19 protein-coding genes are annotated in these 18100 nt (G+C 68.5%); 10 read left to right on the forward strand and 9 right to left on the reverse strand.

Features of this window, described 5'->3' with window-relative positions:
• Positions 1–102: 102 nt before the first annotated feature.
• Positions 103–357, forward strand: a complete 255-nt coding sequence (locus QC180_RS23855; protein WP_278265033.1) for a hypothetical protein — start codon at positions 103–105, stop codon at positions 355–357.
• Positions 358–366: 9 nt separating this feature from the next.
• Here the strand turns inward: QC180_RS23855 and QC180_RS23860 are convergent, their stop codons facing one another.
• Positions 367–1005 carry a TetR/AcrR family transcriptional regulator gene (locus tag QC180_RS23860; protein WP_278265034.1) on the reverse strand — a complete coding sequence of 213 codons (639 nt, stop codon included), beginning with the start codon at positions 1003–1005 and terminating at the stop codon, positions 367–369.
• Positions 1006–1108: 103 nt separating this feature from the next.
• On the opposite strand from QC180_RS23860, the gene QC180_RS23865 reads away from it, so the two are divergent.
• Genes QC180_RS23865 through yhjD form a run of 3 tightly spaced genes read left to right on the forward strand, consistent with a single transcriptional unit; the run spans position 1109 to position 4170 of the window.
• Positions 1109–2053 (forward strand): oxygenase MpaB family protein, encoded by a 945-nt coding sequence (locus QC180_RS23865; protein ID WP_278265035.1) that lies wholly within the window; start codon positions 1109–1111, stop codon positions 2051–2053.
• Between the two features lie 22 nt (positions 2054–2075).
• Positions 2076–3107 (forward strand): tryptophan--tRNA ligase, encoded by a 1032-nt coding sequence (trpS, locus tag QC180_RS23870; protein WP_278265036.1) that lies wholly within the window; start codon positions 2076–2078, stop codon positions 3105–3107.
• Between the two features lie 40 nt (positions 3108–3147).
• Entirely contained in the window at positions 3148–4170 is a 1023-nt protein-coding gene (gene yhjD, locus QC180_RS23875; RefSeq protein WP_278265037.1) for an inner membrane protein YhjD, read from the forward strand.
• A 9-nt stretch (positions 4171–4179) separates the two neighbouring features.
• Here the strand turns inward: yhjD and QC180_RS23880 are convergent, their stop codons facing one another.
• Positions 4180–5493, reverse strand: coding sequence for a D-alanyl-D-alanine carboxypeptidase family protein (locus QC180_RS23880; RefSeq protein WP_278265038.1), 1314 nt, complete (start codon positions 5491–5493; stop codon positions 4180–4182).
• 108 nt (positions 5494–5601) lie between these two features.
• On the opposite strand from QC180_RS23880, the gene QC180_RS23885 reads away from it, so the two are divergent.
• Entirely contained in the window at positions 5602–7110 is a 1509-nt protein-coding gene (locus QC180_RS23885; RefSeq protein ID WP_278265039.1) for an MFS transporter, read from the forward strand.
• Positions 7100–7708: a TetR family transcriptional regulator gene (locus QC180_RS23890; RefSeq protein WP_278265040.1), complete on the forward strand. Its 609-nt coding sequence runs from the start codon at positions 7100–7102 to the stop codon at positions 7706–7708. The genes QC180_RS23885 and QC180_RS23890 overlap by 11 nt, the downstream gene beginning before the upstream one ends.
• Here QC180_RS23890 and QC180_RS23895 read toward each other — a convergent pair.
• Both QC180_RS23895 and QC180_RS23900 read right to left on the reverse strand, forming a co-directional pair.
• On the reverse strand, positions 7705–8388 hold the full coding sequence (locus tag QC180_RS23895) for an ester cyclase (protein WP_278265041.1): 684 nt from the start codon (positions 8386–8388) through the stop codon (positions 7705–7707). The two genes, QC180_RS23890 and QC180_RS23895, sit on opposite strands and share 4 nt — an antisense overlap.
• A gap of 154 nt (positions 8389–8542) precedes the next feature.
• Positions 8543–9439, reverse strand: a complete 897-nt coding sequence (locus tag QC180_RS23900; RefSeq protein WP_278265042.1) for a phenylalanine 4-monooxygenase — start codon at positions 9437–9439, stop codon at positions 8543–8545.
• A gap of 258 nt (positions 9440–9697) precedes the next feature.
• Between QC180_RS23900 and QC180_RS23905 the strand changes: the two genes are divergently transcribed.
• Positions 9698–9883 (forward strand): type II toxin-antitoxin system VapB family antitoxin, encoded by a 186-nt coding sequence (locus QC180_RS23905; RefSeq protein WP_278265043.1) that lies wholly within the window; start codon positions 9698–9700, stop codon positions 9881–9883.
• An 81-nt stretch (positions 9884–9964) separates the two neighbouring features.
• Positions 9965–10636: a RadC family protein gene (gene radC / locus QC180_RS23910; RefSeq protein WP_278265044.1), complete on the forward strand. Its 672-nt coding sequence runs from the start codon at positions 9965–9967 to the stop codon at positions 10634–10636.
• Here radC and QC180_RS23915 read toward each other — a convergent pair.
• The 3 genes from QC180_RS23915 to QC180_RS23925 form a co-directional block, all read right to left on the reverse strand.
• Entirely contained in the window at positions 10633–11811 is a 1179-nt protein-coding gene (locus QC180_RS23915) for a DUF1444 domain-containing protein (RefSeq protein WP_278265045.1), read from the reverse strand. The genes radC and QC180_RS23915 overlap by 4 nt on opposite strands.
• Positions 11812–11876: 65 nt before the next feature.
• Entirely contained in the window at positions 11877–12611 is a 735-nt protein-coding gene (locus tag QC180_RS23920; protein ID WP_278265046.1) for a TetR/AcrR family transcriptional regulator, read from the reverse strand.
• Between the two features lie 28 nt (positions 12612–12639).
• Positions 12640–13869 (reverse strand): cytochrome P450, encoded by a 1230-nt coding sequence (locus tag QC180_RS23925; RefSeq protein WP_278265047.1) that lies wholly within the window; start codon positions 13867–13869, stop codon positions 12640–12642.
• 183 nt (positions 13870–14052) lie between these two features.
• On the opposite strand from QC180_RS23925, the gene QC180_RS23930 reads away from it, so the two are divergent.
• Positions 14053–15069: a fructosamine kinase family protein gene (locus tag QC180_RS23930; RefSeq protein ID WP_278265048.1), complete on the forward strand. Its 1017-nt coding sequence runs from the start codon at positions 14053–14055 to the stop codon at positions 15067–15069.
• Positions 15066–15461: a hypothetical protein gene (locus tag QC180_RS23935; RefSeq protein ID WP_278265049.1), complete on the forward strand. Its 396-nt coding sequence runs from the start codon at positions 15066–15068 to the stop codon at positions 15459–15461. Before QC180_RS23930 ends, QC180_RS23935 begins: the two co-directional genes overlap by 4 nt.
• A gap of 89 nt (positions 15462–15550) precedes the next feature.
• On the opposite strand, the gene QC180_RS23940 is transcribed toward QC180_RS23935, so the two are convergent.
• Both QC180_RS23940 and sdhA read right to left on the reverse strand, forming a co-directional pair.
• On the reverse strand, positions 15551–16321 hold the full coding sequence (locus QC180_RS23940) for a succinate dehydrogenase iron-sulfur subunit (protein ID WP_278265050.1): 771 nt from the start codon (positions 16319–16321) through the stop codon (positions 15551–15553).
• Complete coding sequence (sdhA, locus tag QC180_RS23945; RefSeq protein WP_278265186.1) at positions 16321–18072, reverse strand: succinate dehydrogenase flavoprotein subunit; 1752 nt, start codon at positions 18070–18072, stop codon at positions 16321–16323. Before sdhA ends, QC180_RS23940 begins: the two co-directional genes overlap by 1 nt.
• Between the last annotated feature and the right edge of the window lie 28 nt (positions 18073–18100).

Consider the following 18100-nt stretch of genomic DNA (forward strand, 5'->3'; position numbering starts at 1 on the left):
TCTGTTGCCACCGGAATTCGCGTCTGCCCGGGCGCGCGGCGGTCTCCTAACGTCGTCGCCGGTGCGGCCGGTCCAGGCCGTCGGAGTAGGAGAGAGACAGCGATGAAGCGAGTACTGGCGGGCGCGGCGATCGCCGCCGGGATCATCACGACGGGCAGCGGGCTGGCGGCGGCGACCGTCGAACAGGCACCGCAGCAGGCGCGGATCGCCCAGGTCGCCGACGCGTCCACGGGCTCGAGCGATCAGGTCAAGGCGCAGATCCTGCTCCTGCTGGCCGCGCTCGCCTCCGGTTCGGCCCAGCCGTGCGACGGAATCCAGATGGACGTCTGCATTCCGGACCCGCCCGTGCAGCAGTAACGATCGGGCTCAGCGGTGGCGGCCCGCCAGGTCGTCGCCGAGGAGCACGAAGACGTCGGTGATCTGGTCGACGAGTTGTTCGCGGGTGAGGTCGAGGTCGCCCGCGAGCCAGGTCGTCAGGGTCTGGGTGAGGCCGCCGACGAGGTAGAGCGCGCGGAAGTCGATGAGGTTCGGCGCGATGTCCACCTGATAGAAACCGCTGCCCTCGGCCGCGATCAGCCGGGCGAACGCGCGCACGGTGCGCGCGGTCCTGGCTCGCAGCTCCGGGGTCGCCATGCCCGCGATCAGCGCGGCGCGCGCCTTGCGCGGATCGTCGATGAGTACCGAGGTGCCCGCGTGGATGGCGGCGTGGGCCTGGGCCCGGGTCTCGGGGGGAGCCTCGGCCAGCGCCGTCGCGATCGCGGTGGTGAGTTCCTCGGCGATCCGGTCCAGGACCGCCTCGAGCACGCCGTCGCGATGCTCGAAATTCTCGTAGTAGTAGCGCTCGTTGAGCCCGGCACGGGCGCACAACCCGGCGACGGTCAGCTTGGCCTGCCCGTCCTCGCCGACGATCTCGAGCGCCGCGTCCAGCAGTGCGGTGCGGCGCTGCGCCTTGCGCTCGGCCGCCGAGACGCCGCCATAGGTCCGTTGTGCGGTCACGGCATCCATTCTGCGTCCTCTCGCCGCCCGAGGGTTTTCTGGTAGAGACTCTTGCCAGATTACCAATTCTGGAGGATTCTATTGCCAGATGCACTCGACGAGGAGGCGCAGCATGGCCGCACGGCAGGGCGAACCCGGATATTTCGCCGACGATTCGATGATCCGCAGGGTGATGAGCAAGCGGGCGGTGGGACTCACCTACGGCGTGCGGGCACTGGTGATCGGCGCGGTCCATCCGCTGCTGTTCGTCGGGACCAGCGAGAACACCGCCCACCGGGCCACGCCCTACACCCGCCTGGCGATCACCGGCGCGATGTTCGAAGCGGTGTTCCTCGGCAGCAAGGCCGAGGCCGACCGGGCGCTGGCCTTCACCCGCCGCAAGCACCAGCCGGTGGTCGGCACCCTGCCCGAGGACGCGGGCGCCCACCACCCGGCGGGTACCGCCTACGCCGCCCACGACCCGCACCTGATGTTCATGACCATGGCCTTCACCTTCGACTCGGCCGAGGCCATGTACGACCGGCTGGTGCGCGAGCTGACCGCCACCGAGCGCGAGGACCTCTACCAGGACTACGTCCGCTGGGGCGAGCTGTTCGGGATGCGGCGCGAGGCCGCCCCCGGCGACTATCCGGCCTTCCGGAAGTTCTTCGACGGCTACCTGGCCTCCGACGAACTGTTTCTCACCGACGAGGCGCGCCTGGTCGGCTCCTATCTCGCGGGCAGTCGCAAGGCCTACCGCTTGGCCCCGCCCGCCGAACAGGTCGGTACGGCACTGTATTCGCTGGTCCAGGGCAGTCTGCCGCCGCGTATCCGCCGGATGTACGGGATCGAGTGGGGCCTTACCGACGAGCTCGCCCACCGCGCGCTGTGCCGGAGTCTGCGCACCGCGCACCGCACCCCGCCGCTGGCGCCGCGCGTGCTCGCCGGGGCGCTGGCCGGGCCCTCCACGCCGTCCTATCAGCTGCTGGCCCGGCGTGAACAGCGCAACGTGCGGGCGGGCAAGGCGAGCATGCCGGGCGTCGATCCGCGCAACTGGGTGCAGCGAAATTCCGCTTGATGGGCATGGAAAGATCGGGTCCATGTCCAGTCCTGCCCCGGCCGCGACGGCCGAACGCAAGCAGCGGGTGCTGTCGGGCATCCAGCCCACCAGCGACTCCTTCCACCTCGGCAACTACCTGGGTGCGCTGCAGTACTGGGTGACCATGCAGGACGAGTACGACGCGCTGTATTTCATCCCGGACATGCACGCGATCACCGTCAGCCAGGACCCCAAGGCGCTGCGCGCGCGCACCAAGTCCGCCGCCGCCCAGCTGCTCGCGCTCGGCATCGACCCGGCCAAGTCCACGCTGTTCGTGCAGAGCCAGGTGCCCGAGCACGCGGAGCTGTCGTGGGTGCTCAGCTGCATCACCGGTTTCGGCGAGGCCAGCCGGATGACCCAGTTCAAGGACAAGTCGGTCAAGCAGGGTGCCGAGAACGCGACCGTCGGCCTGTTCACCTACCCGGTGCTGATGGCCGCCGACATCCTGCTCTACCGCCCGCACCAGGTGCCGGTCGGCGAGGACCAGCGCCAGCACCTGGAGCTGACCCGAAACCTGGCCCAGCGCTTCAACACCCGCTTCAAGAAGACCTTCGTCGTGCCCGAGCCGCACATCGTCAAGGGCACGGCCAAGATCTTCGACCTGCAGGACCCGACCGCCAAGATGAGCAAGTCGGCCGCCACCGACGCGGGCCTGATCAACCTGCTCGACGACCCGAAGGTCACCGCCAAGAAGGTGCGTTCGGCGGTCACCGACACCGAGCGTGAGATCCGCTACGACCCGGAGACCAAGCCGGGCGTGAGCAACCTGCTGGTGATCCTGAGCTCGCTGACCGCCACCCCGATCGTGAACCTCGAGGAGAATTTCGTGGGGAAGGGTTACGGTGATCTCAAGGCCGAGGTGGCCGACGCGCTGGTCGAATTCGTGACGCCCGTGCAGAAGAAGGTGCAGGAGTACCTGGCCGACCAGGCCGAACTGGACCGGATTCTCGCCGCGGGTGCCGAGCGGGCACGCGAGATCGCAGGCAACACACTGGCTCAGGTGTACGACCGGGTGGGCTTCCTGGCTCGCTGACCCGGCGCCCCTGGGGTTTTCGGCTGAAGGGGCGCGTGGCATGCAGATCGTCGACAACATCTCGGCCGCTGTCGAGAAGCAGATCGGGCGCAGGCCCTGGCTGGATCATCTGGTCAGGGCCGGTGGTCGTTTCCAGGACAGTCGGGGTGATTTCTTCGCCGCCGGGATCACGTATTTCACTGTGTTGTCGCTGTTTCCGCTGCTCATGGTGGCGTTCTCGGCGGCCGGTTTCGTGCTGGCCGGGCATCCGGAGTGGCTGGCCGAGTTGCAGGAGAAGGTCGTCGAGACCGTGCCGGGTTCCTTCGGCGACCAGATCAACGACCTGATCGATCAGGCGATCAAGTCGCGCGGCACCGTCGGTGTGATCGGTCTGCTGGTGGGTCTCTACACCGGCCTCGGCTGGATCTCGAATCTGCGGGCCGCGCTCACCGAGCAATGGGCCAGCAAGAGCCCGGACAAGCCGTGGTGGCTGGCCAAGCTGTCGGATCTGGGCTCACTGATCGGTCTGGGGTTGGCGTTCGTGGTGTCGCTGGGGTTGTCGGCGGTGGGGGCCAGCGGGCTGGGCCGACGACTGCTGGAGAGTGTCGGCCTGGATCAGGTGCCCGGTGCGACGGTGGTGCTGTGGCTGATCTCGCTCGCGCTCGGCTGGCTGGCGTCCTGGGCGGTGTTCGCCTGGATGATCGCCCGGCTGCCGCGCGAACCGGTCTCGCTGCGCAGCGCGGCGCGCGCGGCGGCGCTGGCGGCCATCGCGTTCGAGGTGTTCAAGCTGGTCGCGGCGATCTACCTGCGGATGGTGATGTCGAGCCCGGCGGGCGCCACCTTCGGCTCGATCATCGGTCTGATGGTGTTCAGCTACATCACCTACCGGATCCTGCTGTTCGCCACCGCGTGGGCGGCGACCTCGTCGGACAACGAGCGCGCCGCCACCGTCGCGCCGCCGAATCCGGTGGTGATCAAGCCGCGCGTGGTCGAGCACGGGGTGTCGACCGGGGCGGGCGCGGCCTACTTCGGGGCGGGCGCGGTGGCCGCGCTGGCGCTGATGCTGGTCGGTAAGCGCCGCTAGTCGCCGGTCTCAGCGGCCGCGGCGCAGCACCCGTCGGCCCCACAGCAGCAAGCCGACGACCACCAGCGGGATCGCGAGCAGGGTCGCCACCCGCGCGCCCTGGTGCGCCGGTTGTTCGGGCGCGGCCCGGGTGCCGTCGGCGCGCGGCGGCGGTGAGGCCAGCGGCACGGTGGGTTGCACTGCCTCGCTGCCGGTTTCGGGCAGCTTGCCGACGCGGGCGTCGGTGTCGAGGGCGAAGCCGTAGTCCAGCAGTCGGGCCGCCTGCACCCACGGGCGCACCGGCAGCACGTCGGCCTTGAGCAGCGTCACCACGAGGCGGTGGCCGTCGCGTTCGGCGGCGGCGACGAAGGTCTGGCGGGCGTCGTCGGTGAAGCCGGTCTTGCCGCCGATCGCGCCCGGGTAGTTGTAGAGCAGCTGATTGTCGTTGGCGATGGGGAAGCCGGGGTGATCCTTGTCGTCGGGGATCTTCGGGTCGGCGGGGAAGCCGGGGAAGTCGACCTGTTCGGTGTGGATCAGCTCGGCGAACAGCGGGATGTGCATGGCCTCGCGGAACAGCACCGACAGGTCGTAGGCCGAGGTGCTCATGCCGGGACCGTCCAGGCCCGACGGGGTGGCGGCACGAGTGTCCATGGCGCGCAACGACTTCGCCACCGCGTTCATCTTCGCCACGGTGGCCGCGTCGCCACCGAGCTGGGCGGCGATGGCGTGCGCGGCGTCGTTGCCCGAGCACATGATCAGTGCCTGCATGAGTTGGCGGTTGGTGTAGCGCCCGCCGGGTCCGATGCCCACGCGGGTGCCGTCGACGTCGGCGTCGGCCTGGGTGCCGACCACCACTTTGTCCAGGTCCAGCTCACGCAGCGCGACGATGGCCAGCGCCACCTTGATGGTCGAGGCGGGGCGGTAGCGGCCGTGCGGGTCCTTGGCGGCCAGCACGCGGCCGGTGTCTAGGTCGGAGACCATCCACGAGGTCGCGGAGATGTCGGCGGGCAGCGACGCCGCGCCCTGTGGCAGTACCACCCCGCATTCGCCGAGACGCTCGCCACCGATGACGGGGGAGGGCACCGGCAGCGGACTCGGTGTCGACTCGCCCGGCGCGGGCACCTCGGAGGTGTCGATCGGCGCGGGCGGCAGCGTGCGCTGCGGGCAGCTGTCGGTGTTCGGGGTGGTGAACGGGGGTGTGGTGCTGGTGCTCGGCCCGGTGGTGGGTGGGTCGTACGGCTCGACGGGCGGGATGGCGAGGGCGGGAGCCGCGGCGAGGGCGGCGACCGCGGCGAACGCGCCGAGCGTGCAGGCGGCGCGCACGCCGAGTTCACGGATCTTCATCACCTCGCAGCCTAGCGAGCCCGCGCGGCGCGGCAACGCGGGGTATTGACACCAACTTGTAAATGAGAGTTACTATCAAAAAGTAGTAGCTATCATTTTGGAGGAGACATGCGATCCGAGGACACTCGACGCTGGTTGGCGCTCGGCGCGCTCGCCCTGGCGATGCTCACCATCGGGCTCGACGTCACCGTGCTCACCGTCGCCCTGCCGACCCTGGCGGTGGACCTGCACGCGAATACCGCGGCGCTGCAATGGTTCACCGGCGCCTACACCCTGGCCCTGGCCGCGCTGATGCTGCCCGCGGGCGCGCTCGGTGACCGGTACGGCCGCAAGAAGGTCCTGCTCGGCGCGCTGGTGCTGTTCGGCGCGGCCTCGGTGGCCTGCGCCTTCGCCGGTTCGGCCGGTCAGCTGATCGCGGGTCGCGTGGTGCTCGGCGTCGCCGCGGCCGCGATGATGCCGCTGTCGATGGCGGTGTTGCCGGTGCTGTTCACCGATCCGGGGCAGCGGCAACGCGCGCTGACGATCTGGGTCACCTCGACCGCCATCGGTCTGCCGCTGGGGCCGATCGTCGGCGGCTGGCTGCTGCAGCACTACTGGTGGGGTTCGGTGTTCCTGATCAATGTGCCGCTGGTGGTGATCGGCGCGCTCGCGGTCGCGACGCTGGTCCCGGAATCCCACGGCGACAACGGTTTCCGCATCGACCTGACCGGCGCGGTCCTCTCGGCGGTGGGCATGCTCGGCCTCACCTACGGCTTCATCCGGATCGGCGAGCAGGGCTGGGACGAACCGCTGGCCTGGTTGTGTGTGGGCGCGGGCGTGGCACTGCTGGCGGCGTTCCTGGCGTGGCAGCGCCGGGTCGCGCATCCGCTGATCGATGTCGGACTGTTCCGCGCGCCCGGATTCCGCTGGGGCACGGCGTTTTCCATCCTGGTGAACTTCGCGATGTTCGGCATGTTCTTCACCGTGCCGCAGTACTTCCAGGCGGTGCTCGGGGTCGACGCGCTGGGCAGCGGGCTGCGATTGCTGCCGATGATCGGTGGTGTGGTGCTCGGTAGCAGGCTCGTGGACGTGCTGCTGCCCCGCGTGGGCGTGCGCGCGGTGCTGGTGGGCGGGTTCCTGATCCTGGCCGTCGGACTGGGCCTGGGCGCGCTGACCACCGTCGACACCGGATACGGACCCACCGCCCTGTGGATCACGGTGCTCGGCACGGGGATGGGCCTGGTCATGCCCGCCGCGATGGGTTTGGCGATGGGGGAGCTGGACGCGAACCGGGCGGGTGCGGGTTCGGCTCTGCTGCAAGCACTTCGGCAGGCGGGCGGCACCATCGGCGTCGCCGTGCTCGGGACGGTCCTGGCCACCCGGTACCGGGCCGAACTCGGTCCGCTGGATCGGGCGCCGATCGCCGACGGGGTCAACGCGGGCGTGGCGGCCACCCAGGGCGACCCGGCCCAGCTGACGCACGTGCGACACGCGTTCGTCGCGGGCATGGACACCATGCTGGGCGTGTGCGCGGCGCTGTGTGTGGCCGCGGCGCTGGTCGCGGTGTTCGTGATCCGGCGGGGCACGAGCGCACCGGTGATCGCCGAGGATGCGGCAGAATCGATACATGCCCGTTGACATGTCACTGCGCGCGCGGAAGAAGGAACGCACCCGCCGAACGCTCCGGCTCGAGGCGTTCCGGCTCTTCCGCGAACAGGGCTACACCGAGACCACCGTGGAGCAGATCGCCGCGGCCGCCGAGGTCTCCCCGAGCACCTTCTTCCGGTACTTCCCGACCAAGGAGCAGCTGGTCCTCGCCGAGGACCAGGACCCGCTGATGATCGAGGCGCTGGCGGCACAACCGCGCGGCCAGCACCCGCTCACCGCCTTCCGCGAGGCGGCCGAACAGGTCTTCACCGGGCTGTCCCCGCAGGAGATGGCCTTCGAGCAGGAACGTCAGGCGCTGCTCTATCACGTGCCGGAGCTGCGCTCGGCGATCGGCCTGGAATTCCAGCGCAGCATCGAACTCGCGGCCGGGCTGCTGGCCGACTACACCGGCCGTCCGGCCGACGATTTCGAGGTGCGGGTGGCGGCGGGGGCGATGATCGGCGCCATGCTGGCGGTGGCCACCACCACGCCGATCAACGCGGACAACGTCAGCCGGGCGCTGGAGCTGCTGCACGCGGGCCTGCCGTTCGATGCGCCCGCCGACGCACCGAACGGCACCGACGGCTAGTTCTTGCCGTGCTGCACCGGGCAGCCGTGGGCCAGCGGGCCGAGCAGCTGGTTGTTGTCGTAGAAGTGCTCGAGTTCGACGATGCGCAGGTCCTCGCTGACGCGCGCGATCGTCACGCCGTACATCTCGATCTGCTCGCCGGTGGGCTGGTGGCCCTTGTACTCACCGTCGTACTTGCCCCAGTGCCGCCAGCGGAAGCTCACCGTCGGCGGGCCCGAGAGCACCTCGAGGACCTCCCAGAAGAAGCCGCCGGGGAAGGCGGTGTGGAAGATCTTGTGCGAGGACTCGAAGGTCTCGTTGGCCGACTCGTAGTAGGGGTTGTCGCCGATGAGGATGTTGTAGCTGCCGATCCGCGCGAACTCCTCGGCGTCCTGCCACACCCCGCCGTTGACCCGGCCGCGATACTGCTCGGCCACCACCGAGAGCCAGGTGGCCGGATCGGCCTTGTGCGAGACCTCCATCTCGAAGACCTTCACCAGATCCTCGACGATGGCCTCGAGCGAACCGGGCGCGTGCTGGGCGACGCGCTCGCGCGGAATCACCTCGTGGCTGAGTTCGTAGTCGGGAACGTTGCCGCGCCACTGGTCCGGTGTCGCCGCCGCGATCACCGCTTCCCGGCCCTGCAGCCACAGCGGAGCCTCGGGCTCCGGGGCAGGCTCGGAGGCATGCGTATCGGTCACGTCCACAGTCATTTTCGGTCTACCCGACCCTTTCGCAAAGCTTGAAGAACCGGTCGAAAGTAACAGCCGGGCGGCCCGCTCTGCCTGTCGGGTCTCATCATGTGAGAAACGAAAATTGATGAACTGTGTTCTGTACCAAGGTATTCGGAGTTTGCTATGAGACCGCGTGCGGATGGTGGCCGAGCCGGGCCGGGGTCTCGTCGTCCATTGTCGCGAAGAATTCGCCCAGCACGTCCACGAGTTGGTCCACCGAATCCGCGCAGAACAGCACCGGCTGGTAATGGGTGATGTCGTAGCTGATGGTGCTCATCGCGGCCACGTCGAGCGGACGTAGCTGCGCGTGCCGGAATTCGTCGATCTCGCCGTAGGAGGACAGCAGTCCCGCGCCGTAGCAGCGAATTTCCCCGGCCTCGCGCACGACACCGAATTCCAGCGAGAACCAGAACACGTCGGCCAGGAATTTCAGCGCGGTGTCGGTGGCTAGCCGGGCCACCGCGGCGCCGACCGTTTCGTAGAGCGCGGCGAAGCGCGGGCTGGCGATCTGGGTGGCGTGGCCGATGATCTCGTGGATCGCGTCGGGCTCGGGGGTGTAGAGCGGCGCCGAATGATGGCGGATGTACTGGGTGGAGTGGAAGGTGCGCTCGGCGAAGGAGCCGAAGAACTCGCGCAGCGGGACCAGTCCGGCGGCGGGCACGTAGCGGAAGCCGGTCAGCGGGGCGAGCAGGCCCGAGACCTCGTCGAGCTGGGGGATGTGATCGCGCGGCAGGGCCAGCCGCGCCGCCGCCTCGCGCACCTCGGCGCACGCGTAGACGGCGTGCTTGGCGGCCAGTTCGGCCGAGGCGATGCGCCAGACCCGCTGTTCGTCGTCGGTGTAGTCGATGTGCGGGGTGGGCCCGCCGGGGACGTGGTCGAGGGCCAGCGCGGCGATGGCGTTGCGGCGCGCGCGGTACTCCTGGTCGCCGACGCCGGGATGGTCGGCGCTCAGGTGCACCGTCACATCGCCGTCACGCTCGCGGGTGACCGGCGAGTACAGCTGTGCCTCGGTGAACATGTCTCCAGGCAAGCACCGCCCGGCGTCGGCGACAACACCGACGCGCACAACTGCGCAAACTGCACAGTTCCGGCTCGATGGGGTCGCTGATTCTGGCGGTCACCAGCGAATTCGCGTCACTTTTCCGCGCGGATCACGGTGGGTGCGGTCGATTTGCTGTGTGTCGTTGCGAATACCGGATTCGGTAACGACGCGGTGAATCCGCGCACGCGTGGCCCGTCCATCACGCAAGATTGCGTTCGTAGGCGAGGAGGATATGTGCGAACTCTGCGGATCGATCTGGACCAGCGACTGCTGGCCGCTGCTGCCGACATCATGGGCACGGGTGACAGCAACGCGACTGTCAACGAGGCGTTGCGCCGCATCGTGGTGCACGAGCGCCAATTACGCAATCTGGAGCGGTTGATGGCGGATTCGATCTTCACCGCGGAACCCACCACGTAGCGAGGTGGCTGGGAGGTAGCCCGAATCTGTCGGTGGGTGCTGGGAGTATCGGTGGCGTCACCGATCCGCAGGGGGGAACCGATGTCGGTACCGATCGCCGATCTGCCCGTCGCCCAGCGTCCGCGCGAGCGACTGCTCATGCTCGGCCCGCACGCGCTCAGCGACAGCGAACTGCTCGCGCTGCTGCTCGGTCAGGGCACGCGCGGACTGTCCGCGCTCGAACTCGCCGCCCACCTGCTCGGTGAGTACGGCGGCCTCGCCGAGTTGTCCGCGGCCAGACCGGAGGAACTCGCGCGCAGCGCGGGGATCGGCCCGGCCAAGGCCGCCACCGTCATCGCCGCCTTCCACCTGGGCACCCGCTCGCGCACGAGCACCGACACCGTGCCCCGCCTGAGCACGCCCGAGGACGTGGCGCGGGTGGCCATCCCGCTGTTCGCCGGTGCCAGGGTCGAACGCCTGCTGGTGCTCATCTGCGACACCCAGCACCGCCTGCGACACCGCGCCTTCGTCGCCGAGGGCGCTATCGACCACGTCGCCGTGCCCGTGCGCGAAATCCTCAATACCGTCCTGCGCCACGACGGCCGCGCCTTCGCCGTCGTCCACAACCATCCCTCCGGCGACCCGCATCCCAGTCCCGACGACCGCCGCGCCAGCACCCTGCTCCACCACGCCGCCGCCACCGTCGGCCTGCGCTACCTCGACCACATCGTCATCGCCGGTGAATCCTGGGCCACCGCACCACCATTGCTCTAGCGGGCAGTACGAGGATCGATGGCGGCGACGCGGAGGCGGGCCATGGCGGTGGGATCGGGCCAGCCGCGCACTTCGAATCGGGTCGGGGACAGGCCTGGAACCGGGACCAGGCCGAGTATCTCGATCACCGCGGGAAAGGGGACGGTGCAGACCAATTCGACGTCATCGTTGTCACGGCGGAGAAAGTGGACGACGTCGGCCTCCGGCAGCAGGTAGTCCACGTCCTCACCCCAGACCACGGAGGTGAAGGCGCCGTGGTCGGATTCCTCGTAGTTCACCGCGGCGACGTAGGCGGGTTCGATGTCGAGGCCGGGCAGTTCCAGGAACTCCTCGAAAGTCTTGGTGAGGTGGTTCAACTGGATCGAGTACTCGGTCAAGGCGAGACCCGCGCGGGCACGCAGTGCCAGTCGTCGGCAGGGGTGCTCGCCCACCTCGTCGAACGGGACGACAGTGCCGTCGGCGTCGACCGTGTACCCCTGTGGCGAGATCGGCCGTGCGGCCTCCCGGTATTGCTGCTCGATCATCTCGAAGGTCTGCGCGAGCAGATCCGGTTCATCGGGAACGAGCAGCAGGGAATCGTTCTCGGCGATGAAGACCACCGGCCGATGCGTCCCATCGGCATGACCGGCCAGCCAGCCGGGCACCAGCAGCCAGGACGCGGCGTAGGAGCTGCCGTCGTCGATGAACCGGGTGACCTGCAATTTTTCCGCTGAACTGGGCCGGGCGAGGGTCGCGAGGTTCTCGCGTGCCGTGGCGAAGACCTCGTCCGGCTCGACTCCCCAGTCGCGCGCGTGGTTTTCGTGGACAAAGGCCCGGGTCCGTGGCCGATCGATGACCACCGACTCGGTGACGAACGGGAACGCGGGCCGCGACAGCGCGCCCGGAAGGTCGGCTCCGAGTGTGACCGGCCGCAGGACCGATCGCAGCATCGGACGCACCGACCGCCAGTCGGCGGGCACCTCGTCGTCGAAGATCATCGCGGAGACGAAAGCCGCGAGGCTCGCCGCGCGCTCGCTGGGTTCGACCTCGGCGCATTCGCGAAAGATGTTGCCCAGATAGATAACCCGGCCGTCGTCGATCCCGACGCTGAAATCCGCTGCCGAATACTCGGCCTCGCCGCCCCATTGCGCCCGCACAATGGCCAGCGCCTCCTGCCCGAACTGCTCGCGTTCCATCACTGGGCTCCCCCGTTTCGTGTCGGTGTCGTTCGATACTTTCGCAGGCCACCGAGAAGCTCGCCTCAGCCGGGACGGCGGTCGAATCCGGCGGTGCGGGCCAGGTCGGCGAGCATGGCGTCGAACATGATCTCGGGGGAGGCCAGCGGGATGGGGTAGTTGCCGAAGACTTCCAGGGTGACGTGGCCGAAGAGGCGGGCCCAGGTCTGGACCATGAGGTAGGTGGTGCCGAGGTCGAGTTTCTCGGCGGGGAACTTCTGGCCGGTCTCGGAGAGCACGGCCAGCAGTTCGGTCTGGAAATCGAGCAGGTCGTCACGGAGTTCGGCGGGAATGGTGTCACCGGGTGGGGTCGCGATCTCGAAACCGGCCAGCAGGCGGCCTGCGGCGGCGAGGAAGATGCGGCCGAAGGGTTCGTCGAAGCGGCGCATCATGGTGCGCTGGTCCGACGGGGTGGCGAAGACCAGGGTGAACTCGCGTGAGTGCGCCAGCGACCAGCGGCGGAAACCCCGACAGATGGCGAGGAACTGCACCGCGCCGTCGTCGGGGAGCTGGTCGATCTCGGCGGACAGGTGCGCGGCCAGTTCGGCACAGAACTCCAGCCGCAGCCGCTCGACCAGCTCGTCGCGGGAGGCGTAGTGCCGGTAGAGGGCGGGGGCGGTGATGCCGAGTTCGCGGGCGATCGCGCGCAGGGTGACGCCGTCGGGGCCGTGCGCGGTCAGCAGTGCCCGCGCGACGCGCCGGATATCGGCATCGGTCACCGTCGGTGTCCGGCCCCTGGTGCGCGCTCGCTCGTCGGTCACCCCGCCCCTTCCTCGATCGCCCTGTGGCTCAAGCGTATTCGACTTCCCAGCGTTTGATGCCGTTGAGCCAGCCGGTGCGCAGCCGCACCGGATCGGACACCTGGCGCAGATTCGGCATCGCGTCGGCGATGGCATTGAACATCAGATCGATCTCCAACCGGGCCAGATTGGCGCCGACACAGTAGTGCGTGCCGGTGCCGCCGAAGCCGACGTGCGGGTTCGGGTTGCGCAGCACGTCGAAGCGGAACGGGTCGACGAAGGCGTCCTCGTCGAAATTGGCCGAGCTGTAAAACAAGCCGACCCGCTGACCCTTCCTGACCTGCTGTCCGCCCAGTTCCAGATCGCGGGTGGCGGTGCGCTGGAAGGCCGTCACCGGGGTGGCCCAGCGCACGATCTCGTCGGGCGCGGTGCGCGGGCGCTGGTCCTTGTAGAGCTCCCATTGCTCGGGGTTGTCGACGAAGGCCTTCATACCGTGGGTGATGGAGTTGCGGGTGGTCTCGTTGCCCGCGACCGCGAGCAGGATGACGAAGAAGGCGAACTCGTCGGAGCCGAGATGCTCGCCGTCGACATCGGCGTTCACCAGTTGGGTGACGATATCGGCGGCCGGGCAGCCGCGTCGCTGCTCGGCCATGTTCCAGGCGTAGCCCATCACCTCGGCGGTGGCGGTGTGGTGATTGCCCTCGAACTCCGGATCGTCGTAGGAGATCATCTGATTGGTCCAGTCGAAGATCTTGCGGCGGTCCTCCTGCGGCACGCCGAGCAGTTCGGCGATGGCTTGCAGCGGCAGTTCGACGGCCACCTGTTCGACGAAGTCGCCGCGGCCCTCGCGCTTGGCGTCGAAGACGATGCGCTCGGCCCGCTCGGTGAGGGCGGCGCGCAGATTCTCCACCGCGCGCGGGGTGAAGCCCTTGGACACGATGCGCCGGATCTTGGTGTGCTGCGGCGGGTCCAGGTTCAGCATGAGCATATTGCCGAGCATGTCGATCTGTTCGCGGGTGGTCTCCTCGTTGAACCGGATGATGGCGGTGTTCTCGTGCGAGGAGAAGTCCTCGGGATTCTTGGAGATCTCCTTGATGTCGGCCAGCTTGGAGACCACCCAGTAGCCGCCGTCGTCGAAGCCGCTGGCCCGGTCGGGCTGGGCGCACCACCAGACCGGCGCGGTGCGCCGCAGCTCGGCGAATTCCTCGACGGGCAGTCGGGCGGCCAGCAGATCGGGATCGGTGAAATCGAATCCTGCCGGGATGTTCGGGCTGATCACGGGTGTCTCCTCCGGTCCGTCACGCGGCGCTCACCGAGTGATGTAGAACACGTTCCGGGTCCATGAAACCACGCGGAGCCATCTGGTGAACAGTGTTTAGTAATACCCGTTAACCAAAGTGCTCGAGGTGCTGATTCGGCACGTTCGATGCCGGTCTGTTCGTGTTGTGGGCAAGATGGCCGGGTGGACCTGCCGTTCCTGCGTGCGCACCCGCACCTGCTGCCGACCTTCCTGGCCCATCAGCGCTTGCGCACCACGCCGGTCTCCGGCGGTTCGATCAGCGTCGCCGAGCGGATCGTCCTCGACGACGGGACCCACCTGTTCCTCAAGACCTGGCCGGGCGGGGTCTCGGCGGCACCCACCGGTGAGCCCGAGCCCGCTCCCCGTGGATTGTTCGCGGCCGAGGCCGCCGGACTCGACTGGTTGCGGGTGCCCGGTGGGGTCGCGGTCCCCGAGGTCTACGCGGCCACCGACGACCTGCTGCTCATGGCCTGGATCGACCACGCCGAACCGACCGTCGTCGCCGCCGAACGGTTCGGCGCCACCCTCGCCGTCACCCACCAGGCCGGTGCGGCCCGCTTCGGCGGGGCAGCGCCGCCCACCGCCGGTGCCGGGCCTGCTATCGCCGTTGGTACGCAGCCCGCCGCCGACCCACTGCCTACTTCCGGTGTGGGGGGTATCTCGCCGCCGACCGGATTCCTCGCGGGCCTGCCTCTCGACAACACCCCCGGCGACGACTGGCCAACGTGGTTCCGCGAGCGCCGCATCCTCCCGTACCTGAAACTCGCCGTCGACGCGGGCGCACTCGACCCCGCCGACGCCACCCTCGTGGAATCCATCTCCATCGAAGCCCCCACCGAACCCCCGTCCCGCATCCACGGCGACCTCTGGCCCGGCAATATCCTCTGGGGCCCCGCCGACACCCCCTGGCTCATCGACCCCGCCGCCCACGCGGGCCACCGCGAAACCGACCTCGCCACCCTGCTCCTCTTCGGCGGCGCACCCTACCTGGATCGAATCCTCGCCGCCTACAACGATATCCACCCTCTCGCCCCCGACTGGCGTACCCGCATCCCCTTGCACCAGCTCCCCATCATGCTGGTTCACGCCATCCTCTTCGGCCGCTCCTACCGCTCGGCCGTCCTGGACGCGGCGTCCCCCTACCGGGGTGCCTCCCGATCTCGACCCGCACCTCGGTGACCACCGTGTCGATGGGCTTCGTACAGATCGGCGTCGTCGCACTCGCACTATTCCTGCGACTCACCGCATTCGGCTGGTTCGCCATGGTCGGTCTGATCCTCAGCGCCATCTCCCTCGGCCTGCTCCCCGCACTCCTGTTCGGCCCGTTGATCTTCGCCGGATTCGCCGCCGCACCGCCGATGTGGCCGCTGCTCGTCACCGCCGACCTCCTCCTGCTGACGTGCGCGTCGACCTTCGAGGACGGCGGCGACAACACGTCCACCAGCCCACTGGAAGTACTCACCGGACGAGGCGGCGGGCCGTTGTCCGACAAGGTGTTCCGATACAGCGCGACCGCCTACCTGATCACCCTGCCGGTGCTGGTGATCGGAACGCTGGCACTCCCGCGGTGAACAGCTCTCCACCACCCGCGATGCTCGACACGAACGACGAAGGCCGCCCGCATCCTTGGATGGGGGCGGCCTTCGGGGGACCTGGGAGGTCAGCGGGCGAAGAGGAGGGCTCGCTTGACTTCCTGGATGGCCTTGGTGACCTCGATGCCGCGGGGGCACGCGTCGGTGCAGTTGAAGGTGGTGCGGCAGCGCCAGACGCCTTCGACGTCATTGAGGATGTCGAGGCGCTCGCGGGCGGCTTCGTCGCGGCTGTCGAAGATGAAGCGGTGGGCGTTCACGATCGCGGCCGGGCCGAAGTAGCTGCCGTCGCTCCAGTACACGGGGCAGGAGGTGGTGCAGCAGGCGCACAGGATGCACTTGGTGGTGTCGTCGAAGCGGGCGCGGTCGTGCTGGGACTGGATGCGCTCGCGGGTGGGCTCGTTACCCGAGGTGATCAGGTACGGCTTCACGGCACGGAACGCGTCGAAGAACGGCTCCATGTCGACGATGAGGTCCTTCTCCACGGGCAGGCCGCGGATGGGCTCGACGGTCATGGTGAGGGTCTTGTCGCCCTTGGGCAGCAGGTCCTTCATCAGCACCTTGCAGGCCAGCCGGTTCACACCGTTGATCCGCATCGCGTCCGAACCGCACACACCGTGGGCGCAGGAGCGCCGGAAGGTGAGGGTGCCGTCCAGGTAGGACTTGATGTAGATCAGGACGTTGAGGAAGCGGTCGGTCGGCAGGACCGGCACCTGGAACGAATCCCAGTAGGCGCCCTTGTCGTCCTCGGTGCTGAACCGGGCCACCTTGACGGTGACCATGACCGAGCCCTCGGGCACGGGCGCGGGCTTCTGGGTGACGGGTTCGGCTACAGCAGTCATCAGTACTTACGCTCCATCGGCTCGTAGCGGGTCTGCACCACCGGCTTGAAGTCGAGGCGGATCTCGGAGATGAGCTCCGGGCCCTCCTTGTAGGCCATGGTGTGCCGCATGAAGTTCACGTCGTCGCGATCCGGGTAGTCCTCGCGGGCGTGACCGCCACGCGATTCCTTGCGGTTGAGCGCGCCGACGACGGTGACCTCGGCCAGCTCGAGCAGGAAGCCCAGCTCGACGGCCTCGAGCAGGTCGCTGTTGTAGCGCTTGCCCTTGTCCTGCACCGTGATCCGGGTATAGCGCTCCTTGAGCGCGTGGATATCGGTGAGGGCCTGCTTGAGGGTGTCCTCGGTGCGGAACACGGCGGCGTTCATGTCCATCGTGTACTGCAGTTCGGTGCGGATGTCGGCCACGCGCTCGTTGCCGTGGTCGGACAGGATCAGCGCCAGCCAGTCCTGCACCATCAGCGCCGGGTTCTCCGGCATCTCGACGAACTCGGTGCGGTTGGCGTACTCCGCGGCGGCGATACCGGCGCGACGACCGAAGACGTTGATGTCGAGCAGCGAGTTGGTGCCGAGACGGTTCGCGCCGTGCACGGACACGCACGCGCACTCACCGGCGGCGTAGAGGCCGGGGACCACGTCGGTGTTGTTGCGCAGCACCTCGCCACGGATGCGGGTGGGGATACCGCCCATCACGTAGTGGCAGGTCGGCATGACCGGAACGAGCTCCTTGACCGGGTCGACGCCCAGGTAGGTGCGCGCGAACTCGGTGATGTCGGGCAGCTTCTCCTCGAGCACGTCCTCGCCGAGGTGGGTCACGTCGATGTAGACGTAGTCCTTGTTCGGCCCGGCGCCGCGGCCCTCGAGCACCTCGAGCACCATCGAACGGGCGACGATGTCACGCGGGGCGAGGTCCTTGATGGTGGGGGCGTAGCGCTCCATGAAGCGCTCGCCGGAGGAGTTGCGCAGGATGCCACCCTCACCACGGACGGCCTCGGAGATGAGGATGCCCAGGCCCGCCAGACCTGTCGGGTGGAACTGGTGGAACTCCATGTCCTCGAGCGGCAGGCCCTTGCGGAACACGATCGCCATGCCGTCACCGGTCAGCGTGTGCGCGTTCGAGGTGGTCTTGTACATGCGACCCGAGCCGCCGGTGGCGAACACGATCGACTTCGCGTGGAAGACGTGGATCTCGCCGGTGGCCAGCTCGTAGGCGACGACGCCGGTGGCGACGGGGCCCCGCTCGGACTCGGTCATCACCAGGTCGAGCACGTAGAACTCGTTGTAGAACTCGACGTCGTGCTTGACGCAGTTCTGGTAGAGCGTCTGCAGGATCATGTGACCGGTGCGGTCGGCGGCATAACACGCGCGACGCACGGGCGCCTTGCCGTGGTCACGGGTGTGGCCACCGAAACGGCGCTGGTCGATCTTGCCCTCGGGCGTGCGGTTGAACGGCAGACCCATCTTCTCCAGGTCCATCACCGCGTCGATGGCCTCCTTGGCCATGATCTCCGCGGCGTCCTGGTCGACGAGGTAGTCGCCACCCTTGACGGTGTCGAAGGTGTGCCATTCCCAGTTGTCTTCTTCGACGTTGGCCAGCGCGGCGCACATGCCACCCTGCGCCGCGCCGGTGTGGCTGCGGGTCGGGTAGAGCTTGGTCAGGACCGCGGTGCGAGCCCGGGGGCCCGCCTCGATCGCCGCGCGCATGCCCGCGCCACCGGCGCCGACGATGACGACGTCGTAGCGATGCTCCTGAATCGGACGGGATTCACTCATGCGAGGTGGC

Source organism: Nocardia anocheti, from assembly GCF_029675105.1.
Classification (GTDB): domain Bacteria; phylum Actinomycetota; class Actinomycetes; order Mycobacteriales; family Mycobacteriaceae; genus Nocardia.